An 8000-nucleotide genomic window follows, 5' to 3' on the forward strand; every position below is an offset into this window, starting at 1 on the left:
ATCCGTCCCGGTTCCTCAGAACCGCTCGGGCCGCAGCAGCGCCGCGACCATGTAAACGGCGACGACCAGCGCCCCCGCCCCCCAGAGCATGGCGATCATCGTCATACCCGTTTCAACGCTGTGGCCAGCAAGGCGAAGACGGCGAACGCCCCCGCACCCACCGCCAGAAAAATCACATCGGCCAATCCGGCCTCCTCGCTCAAGTTCGAGCGGGAACAGACCACCGGGCGGCATAATGGCGCGATGCGAGTCCGGCCCGCCGACCTAAAGGATTCATAAAACCAGAGAAGCTGGGTCGGTCGCAGCGCGGGCGACGTGTGAAGGGCCGGCGGGCGGACTTTCGAATGCAATGATGCGCTTGAGGATGCGCCGCGCAGGCCCCGGCCGTGCGGCTTCAGATCAAATGAGAAAAGCGCGGCCTTGCGGCCGCGCTTCCAACTGTCTTTGTCGAGATGATCAGCCGCGACGGTTGTCGTAATCGCGGCGTTCGTAGCGGATCTGGGCCGAGAGGCGGTCGAAACGACGGTCCAGGTCCTGGCGTTCCCAGGCGGTCAGGCCGCCGCGGCGATAGTTGGCCTCCAGGCGCAGCAGGCTGTTGAACTCTCCGCGCAGACGGGTGGCTTCGCGGCGGCTCAGCTGGCCGTTGCGGACGCCCTGATCGATGCGGCGATCCAGATTGGCCTGACGGGCGTTGATCGACTGCCACGAGCCATAGCTGGCGTGATGGGGCGGGGCCGGGCGATGGTAGGACTGGGCGAAGGACGGCGCGGCGACCGAGGCGGCGGCCAGGGCGATGGCGGGGACGATAAGCTTGCGCATGGCGATCTCCTCAAATGTTCTGCCGGTCGGGGTGACCAGCGATGAGGCGATTTGAGCACCCGGCGACTGAGCCGGTTCTGAACAGGATCGATCAGGTTCGGTTCATCTGGATGAAAAAGTCGTCACGCCGCCGTCTTCGGATTTGGTCTCCGGTTTGGAGCAGCGTTCGCTTTAAACTATACGACGTATTCAGCGCCCGTTCAGATGATCGGGACTAGATCGGTCGCCATGTTTCGTAAACCCGCCCCTCTCCTGATTGCCCCTCCGGCCTTCGCTCTGGCTCTCGGTCTGGCCTTTGCGCCCGTCATGACGACGAGTGCGCAGGCCCAGTCGCGCGACCAGGATCAGCGCTCGCAGGACCGTGGTCCGCGCGTCAGTCCCGACGAGGCCCGTCGTCGTGGCGGCGAGGCCGGCGGCGGTCGCCCGATCGACACCCAACCGCGCCGCGACGGCAACTATTCCGTCCTGGTCGAACGCGACGGACGCGTGCGCGAGGTCGTGGTCGACGGCCAGACCGGACAGGCGCGTCCCGACAACAACAATCAACGTCGCAGGCCGAACTGATGCGCGTGCTTCTGGTCGAGGACGACGCGGATCTGTCGCGTCAGCTTAAGGCGGCGCTCGGCGACGCGGGCTATGCCGTGGACCATGCGCCGGACGGCGAGGAAGCCCATTATCTGGGCGAGAACGAACCCTATGACGTCATCGTCCTGGATCTGGGCCTGCCCAAGATCGACGGCGTGTCGGTGCTGGAGCGCTGGCGGCGTGAGGGCAAGACGACGCCGGTCCTGATCCTGACGGCGCGCGGCGCTTGGTCGGACAAGGTGGCGGGCTTCGACGCCGGCGCCGAAGACTATCTGACCAAGCCCTTCCACACCGAAGAGCTGCTGGCGCGCTTGCGGGCGCTGCTGCGCCGCTCGGCGGGCATCGCCTCGGCGACCCTGTCGTGCGGCGGCCTGCGGCTGGATCCCCGTGCGGCGCGGGCCAGCGTCAACGGCGAGCCCCTGCGCCTGACCTCGCTGGAATACCGGCTGCTGCAGTACATGATGATGCATCAGGGCCGGGTCATCAGCCGCACCGAGCTGGTCGAACACCTTTACGATCAGGACTTTGACCGCGATTCCAACACCATCGAGGTCTTCATCGGCCGGGTGCGCAAGAAGGTCGGATCGGACCGGATCGAGACCGTGCGCGGCCTCGGCTATCGGCTGACGCCGCTGGCGGGCGAATCCGACCCGGCGTGACCGAGGCGACGGCTTCGAAACCCAACGCCGACGCGCTCCACGACTGGGGCCGCTGGTTCGGTCGTCCCGGTCGCTCCCTGACCCGCCGGCTGATCTGGCTGGCCTCGGCCTGGATCGTGGTCGCTCTGGTCATTTCGGCGCTGGTGCTGACCCAGGCCTTTCAAGAATCCGCCCTGCGGCGTCTGGGCGCCATGCTGAACGAGACGATCGACGAGATCGTGGTCGGCGCCAGTCGCACGCCGCAAGGCGAGGCCATTCCGCAAATCCAGGACGCCAGAACCCTGCGTCTGCTGTCGGGCAAATACTGGCAGATCATGGAGGTTCGCCCCGACGGGCGGCTGGTCAGCCTGGCGCGTTCAACCTCGCTGTGGCGCTATGACCTGGCCCTGCCCGCAGATCTGCCTGCGCGGCTGGATGCGGCCTTCGGCGACGTCATCACCTTCAACACCACCGGCCCCAAGGACGACGCCGAGACGCGCGAGCCGCTGCGCGTCGCCGCCAGCATGAAGTCCATCCCCCGGCACGAACACCCGGTCATCTTCATCGCCGCGCTGGATCGCTCCGACGTCGATGCGGACACGCGCCAGTTCGCGGGTGTGACCTGGATCGCCTTCCTGATCTTGGGGCTGGGACTGGTGTCGGCCGTCTTCATTCAGGTGCGCATCGGCTTGCGGCCCCTTTTCGACCTTCGAAACGAGATCGCGGACGTGCGCAAGGGAAAGTCCGCCCGGATCGGTCGCTCCTATCCGCAGGAAATCCAGCCCCTGGCCGAGCAGGTGAACCGCCTGCTGGATCACAATCAGGAAGTCGTGGATCGCCAGCGCACCCACGTCGGCAATCTGGCCCATGCGCTGAAGACGCCGATCTCGGTCATGCTGGCCGAGGCGGGGACGAGCGAGGGCGATCTGCCCGAACTGGTGCGTCACCAGACCAAGATCATGCAGGGTCAGGTCGACCACCACCTGCGCCGCGCCCGCGCCGCTGCGCGCGCCGCCCACGGTCTGGGCGAGACGACGCCCGTCGCCGAGGTGCTGGACGAGCTGGCCGTGATGATCGAGCAGGTGTTCCGCGACAAGAACGTCGAGATCGACTGGCGTGCGCCCGACAGCCTGTCCTTCCTGGGCGAGCGTCAGGATTTGCAGGAAATCCTGGGCAATCTGATCGAGAACGCCGCCAAATTCTCCAGGCGACGGGTGCGCGTCTCGGCGGGCGGCAGCGGGTTGGGTCAGATGATCCTGGTGGTCGAGGACGACGGCGCGGGCCTGCCGGCGGATCAGCGCGACACGGTCATGCAACGTGGCGCGCGGCTGGACGAGAGCGCGCCGGGTTCGGGCCTGGGCCTGTCGATCGTGGACGACCTGACGCGCGCCTATGGCGGGCGGCTGATGCTGTCGGACAGCGACATGGGCGGGCTGAAGGCGGTTCTCGAACTGCCGGCCGCCCAGGTCGACTAGGGCTGCAGGTCGTCGCCCCGGCGGTAGCATTCGCACGCCGCCCGCTCCAAGGCCGCCCGATCCAGCACCGTGATCCGACCGCGCGAATAGGCGATGGCGCCCGCCTTCTGAAGCCCCTGCGCCGCCTCGTTCACCGTGGTCCGCTGCGAGCCCAGCATGGAGGCCAGATACTCCTGCGTCAGGTTCAGAGTGTCGCCCTCGACCCGGTCGTGGCAGCGCAGCAGCCATTTGGCGAACCGCTGCCCGGCATGATGCAGGGCGTTGCAAGCGGCCGACTGCTCCAACTCGCCCTGAAGCCGCGCCATGTAGTCGGCGACGGCGTCGCGCACGCCCGGCCGTTGGGCCGACAGGGCGCGGAACTTGGCGGCGTCCACCCGGCGCGCCGTCCCGGCGACCTGAGCCACGCTGCGGGTGTGGGCATGGTGCGGCACCACCGAGGCGACGACGCCCAGCACGCCTTCGCGCCCGATCATGACGGTCTCCACGGTCCGGCCGTCTTCCAGCACCGCGACCGACGAGCAGAAGCCGCTGTCGATGAAATGCAGGTGTTCGATGGCGTCGTCAGGCTCGCTGAACACATGGCCGGGCGCGAATTCCACCGGCGTGGCTATGGCGAGCAGAGCGTCGCGATCGTCGGGGTTCATCCCTTGGATCAAGCGGTTGCCGGACGAAAGGCGGTTCATGAGTTCGCGCATAAGGCGATCTGAGCGTGGCGTCTGTCGAATCTCGACACAGCGTTGCTATATATCACGCGGCTTTCTGGGGAAAAGTCGTGTCTTTACCGCGTTGTGTACGCGATCGGGCAAAGCGCGACGGGGGCTCAGCGGGTGACGCGGCCGACCAGACGGCCGGCCTCCAGCACCTCGACGCCCGTGCAGGAGGCGTGACGCGACAGTTGAGACCGCGCGGCTTCCAGCGCCGCCGCATCGTCGGCGCCGTCGAAGAAGTCGAGCATCGGACGGCGATCCGCCTCGTCGAAGAAATGGAACTCGTAGATGTTCAAGCGAACGGCTCCCCAAGGGCGCGAACCCTAACCTTATACGCCCGCCGGCGTCTGTCGGATGTCGACACAGGGTCGAAGCGGAGCCTTTGCCTTGGCCGGCGCGTTGAGGGCGTCCTGACGTGGGAGACATCATGAACGCCGCCAAGACCCTTCGCCTGCCGCGGCTGGCGACCCTGATCGAATGGGCGGCGCGGGTCGGCTATGGGGCGCGGGGCTTCGTTTACCTGTCGGCCGGGGCGCTGACCCTGCTGGCGGCGACGGACCGGATCGGCGATGCGGTGGGGACCAGCGGGGCGGCGGGCTGGCTGGCCGAGCAGCCGTTCGGCAAGGTCTGGCTGGTGCTGCTGGGAGTGGGCCTGTGGGCCTTCGTCGGCTGGCGGGTGTTGCAGGCGGTGTTCGATGCGGATCACGAGGGCAGCGACCTGAAGGGCTGGACGACGCGAGCGGGCCAGGCGGTCAGCGGCCTGTTCTACGGCGTGCTGGCGTCGGGGGTGTTCGAATATCTGGACGAGTTCGGCGAGGCGACGAATGCCTCGACGGCCCAGGCTGAAAGCGTGGCCGAGAACCAGGAGAAGGCGGCCATGCTGCTGGGGATGCCGTTCGGAGAAGTGCTGCTGATCGGGGCGGGGCTGGTGGTGCTGGGCGTCGGCGTCGGCAATATCGTCAGGGCCATTCGCGACGACTTCGACGACGCCCTGGCCTGTCCCAAGGCCTTCTGCGGCACGGCGACGGCGCTGGCGCGGGCGGGCTATGCGGCGCGGGGGTTCGCCTATCTGCCGCTGGGCGTGTTTGTGGTTCTGGCGGGGCTGCATGCGCGCTCGGGCGAGGTGACGACGACGGCGGCGGCGCTGGACGCGCTGGAGGCCCAGCCGGGCGGATCGTGGATCCTGGGGCTGACGGCGGCGGGGCTGATGGCCTTCGGCGCCTTCGCCTTCGTGGAGGCGCGCTGGCGCCGCATTCGTCCGCCCCGGGATTTGAGCCTGGGCTAGGCCTTGCCGGTCGGCGCAGCGTCGCCATATCCGGAAAGCAACACCCGCTGTTCCAGAAGGCCGCGCCATGAACGCTCCGCTCAAGACCCTGAAGATCGACTTCGTCTCCGACGTCGTCTGCCCCTGGTGCGTGGTGGGGCTGGGCGGGCTGGACACGGCGCTGGACGCGCTGAGGGACGAAGGGATCGCGGCCGACATCGCCTTTCAGCCGTTTGAGCTGAACCCCCAGATCGCGCCCGAGGGCGAGAACATCGTCGAACACATCGGCCGCAAATACGGCGCGAGCCCTGAGCAGTCCGCCGCCAACCGAGCCATGATCCGCGAGCGGGCCGGCGAGGTGGGCTTCGACATGCGCATGACCGACGACAGCCGCATCTGGAACACCTTCGACGCCCACCGGCTGCTGCACTGGGCGCATGAGACGGGGCCCGGCCAAGGAATCAAAGATGCTCAGAAGGCGCTGAAACAGGCGCTGTTCACCGCCCACTTCACCGAGAACCGCAATCTGACCGACGCCGGGGTCCTGACCACCGCCGCCGAAAAGGCCGGGCTGGACCGGGCCGAGGCGGGCGAGGTGCTGGCCTCGGGCCGCTACGCCCAGGCCGTGCGCCAGGCCGAGGACCTGTGGCGCGCACGCGGCATCACCTCGGTCCCGGCCGTGGTGGTCGAGGGCAAATATCTGATCTCGGGCGGCCAGCCGGCCTCGGTGTTCGAAGAGGCCCTGCGCAAGATCGCGTCTGAGGTGTGAGGGGGGTGAGTGGTGAGTGGTGATTGGTGAATGGGCGTGCCTCTTTTCACGAGTCACCACTCACGATTCACCATTCACGACCCACCTTCAGCCCGGCGGTTCGGCTTTAGACGCCGCCCCCGCAAAAACACCGTCTATTTCGTCTAATTCGTCTGATCTCGGGGCCGGTTTCAGGTCGTCGAGCGCCTTGAGGCGGGCCATCAGGGCGTCGCGGCCGGCGTAGTCGCCGCGTTTGAGGGCGCAGGCCTCGCGGGCGATCTGGCCGACCTGTTCGGCGACGGCGGCGGCGCGGTCGCCCAGGTCGGGTTCCTTGGGTTGGGCCGGGGGCTTCGGCAGGGGCGGCGGCGCGGGCGGAGACGAAGGTGCGGGCGGGGCGGCCGCCATCCGGGTCAGGTCGGCGTGCAGCCGCACCCAGCGCGCGGCCTCCAGCGCGCGCCCGGCCTGAAGCGCCCGGTTCAGCCGCACCAGGGCGTGGGCCGCCATGGCGCCATAGTCGGGCAGACCCTCGGCCGTCTCGGCCTCCAGGTCGATGGGCTCGCGCAGGGGATCGGGCTGATCCTCGCGCCGCCAGCCCGCATCCCTGGCGCGGGCGCGAAAGGTGCTGACCGCCATGCCATAGACGGCGCTGACCTCCTCGGCCGTGGAGCCCGCCAGATAGGCCGTGCCCGCCGCCTCCCACGCCTCTTTCGACAGGCGGCGATAGGCCCGGTTCTGCACCCGGTCGGCCGCGCGCGCGGCGGGGTCCGAGGTCACCAGGTCCGGCAGCCGCAACAGATGCATCGGCAGGCCGTGCGCGCGCCAGAAGGCCGCCTCGGCCTCGGGCGAGGAATCGTGATGCAGGGCGTCGCGATAGGTCTGCTCCAGACCCGCCTCGCGCAGGATGCGGATCTGATCCAGCGCCTGCTGGGTCATCGCATCGTAAAACGGATCGCGCGGCCCCTCGAACCCGCCGTCGTCATAGCTGTGGTCGTCGTCCATCCCATCCCCGGCCTGTCGCCCGCGCCCGACACAGGACGCGCCGCCAGTCTAAGGCCGCCCCGAACCGCGATCGGGTAGACGGCGTCGATTTCGCGAAAGGCGAGGGATTTCAACGGCCGGGGCGGGGACGTCGTGCATAGGTAGGGCGGCTAGCTGTGCATCCCTTCCTTTCGTCATTCCCCGGCGGGGATGCTTTTCTTTCGTCATTCCGGGCGAACCCGCGCGAAAGCGGGGGGAGACCCGGAACCCAGCGGCGCCGAAGGCGATCTGTTCACGCAGGATGTCGGCCGTGAGTGTCCGCGACAGGGTCGCGCTCACGCGCGCCGCTGGGTCCCCCGGTCTGCGCCGCGAAGACGCGGCTTGCCGGAGGATGACGAAAGAGAATGAGCGCGGTCCCTCTCCCAACGGGAGAGGGAAGGCTTAGGCCCGCTTCTTCGGCGCGGGCGCGGCGTCGGCGGCGGTGACCAGATGCCCCTTCCAGCCGGGAGGCGGCAGGAACTTGCCGGACTTCTCCTCGCGCGTGCCTTCGCGCGCGATCCGGGCGGCGTCGCGCAGGGCCTTCAGCGTGGTTTCGCGGTCGAAGATGCTGCTCATTTCGGTCCCCAATCTAACAGATCGGGCTCGCCGTCGCTAACCCCATAGACCTCCCACTGGTCCACCAGGGGCTTATAGACCGTCTCCAGATAGTCGAGGCTGAGCTGAAAGCGGCGGCGCAGCGTGTCTTCGGGAATGCCGTGCCCGCTGACGTGCCCCTGAGTTTTCATC

11 protein-coding genes are annotated in these 8000 nt (G+C 68.2%); 5 read left to right on the forward strand and 6 right to left on the reverse strand.

Features of this window, described 5'->3' with window-relative positions; genetic code table 11:
- Positions 1-15: 15 nt before the first annotated feature.
- Together VH88_RS16060 and VH88_RS12715 are read right to left on the reverse strand one after the other, a co-directional pair.
- A complete protein-coding gene (locus VH88_RS16060) occupies positions 16-105 on the reverse strand; it encodes a potassium-transporting ATPase subunit F (protein WP_105625212.1) in 90 nt (29 codons plus the stop codon).
- Between the two features lie 351 nt (positions 106-456).
- Positions 457-819, reverse strand: a complete 363-nt coding sequence (locus VH88_RS12715; RefSeq protein WP_039244144.1) for a hypothetical protein — start codon at positions 817-819, stop codon at positions 457-459.
- A gap of 228 nt (positions 820-1047) precedes the next feature.
- Here VH88_RS12715 and VH88_RS12720 point away from each other — a divergent pair, with 228 nt between their 5' ends.
- Genes VH88_RS12720 through VH88_RS12730 form a run of 3 tightly spaced genes read left to right on the forward strand, consistent with a single transcriptional unit; the run spans position 1048 to position 3517 of the window.
- Entirely contained in the window at positions 1048-1383 is a 336-nt protein-coding gene (locus VH88_RS12720; protein WP_045811574.1) for a hypothetical protein, read from the forward strand.
- Positions 1383-2063 (forward strand): response regulator transcription factor, encoded by a 681-nt coding sequence (locus VH88_RS12725; RefSeq protein ID WP_045811575.1) that lies wholly within the window; start codon positions 1383-1385, stop codon positions 2061-2063. The genes VH88_RS12720 and VH88_RS12725 overlap by 1 nt, the downstream gene beginning before the upstream one ends.
- Positions 2060-3517 (forward strand): sensor histidine kinase, encoded by a 1458-nt coding sequence (locus VH88_RS12730; RefSeq protein WP_082064489.1) that lies wholly within the window; start codon positions 2060-2062, stop codon positions 3515-3517. The genes VH88_RS12725 and VH88_RS12730 overlap by 4 nt, the downstream gene beginning before the upstream one ends.
- Here VH88_RS12730 and VH88_RS12735 read toward each other — a convergent pair.
- Both VH88_RS12735 and VH88_RS12740 read right to left on the reverse strand, forming a co-directional pair.
- Positions 3514-4200, reverse strand: a complete 687-nt coding sequence (locus VH88_RS12735; RefSeq protein WP_039244474.1) for a Crp/Fnr family transcriptional regulator — start codon at positions 4198-4200, stop codon at positions 3514-3516. The genes VH88_RS12730 and VH88_RS12735 overlap by 4 nt on opposite strands.
- A 137-nt stretch (positions 4201-4337) precedes the next feature.
- Positions 4338-4520, reverse strand: a complete 183-nt coding sequence (locus tag VH88_RS12740) for a hypothetical protein (protein WP_045811576.1) — start codon at positions 4518-4520, stop codon at positions 4338-4340.
- 131 nt (positions 4521-4651) lie between these two features.
- Here VH88_RS12740 and VH88_RS12745 point away from each other — a divergent pair, with 131 nt between their 5' ends.
- Together VH88_RS12745 and VH88_RS12750 are read left to right on the forward strand one after the other, a co-directional pair.
- The gene (locus tag VH88_RS12745) at positions 4652-5509 is read left to right on the forward strand and encodes a DUF1206 domain-containing protein (protein ID WP_045811577.1); all 858 of its coding nucleotides are present in this window, start codon (positions 4652-4654) and stop codon (positions 5507-5509) included.
- A 67-nt stretch (positions 5510-5576) separates the two neighbouring features.
- Positions 5577-6257, forward strand: a complete 681-nt coding sequence (locus tag VH88_RS12750; protein ID WP_045811578.1) for a DsbA family oxidoreductase — start codon at positions 5577-5579, stop codon at positions 6255-6257.
- An 87-nt stretch (positions 6258-6344) separates the two neighbouring features.
- Here the strand turns inward: VH88_RS12750 and VH88_RS12755 are convergent, their stop codons facing one another.
- Positions 6345-7235 carry a hypothetical protein gene (locus VH88_RS12755; protein WP_045811579.1) on the reverse strand — a complete coding sequence of 297 codons (891 nt, stop codon included), beginning with the start codon at positions 7233-7235 and terminating at the stop codon, positions 6345-6347.
- Positions 7236-7655: 420 nt separating this feature from the next.
- Positions 7656-7829, reverse strand: coding sequence for a hypothetical protein (locus VH88_RS16065; protein WP_156146826.1), 174 nt, complete (start codon positions 7827-7829; stop codon positions 7656-7658).
- Between the last annotated feature and the right edge of the window lie 171 nt (positions 7830-8000).

It is taken from the genome of Brevundimonas sp. KM4 (genome assembly GCF_000964075.1).
Lineage (GTDB): Bacteria > Pseudomonadota > Alphaproteobacteria > Caulobacterales > Caulobacteraceae > Brevundimonas > Brevundimonas huaxiensis.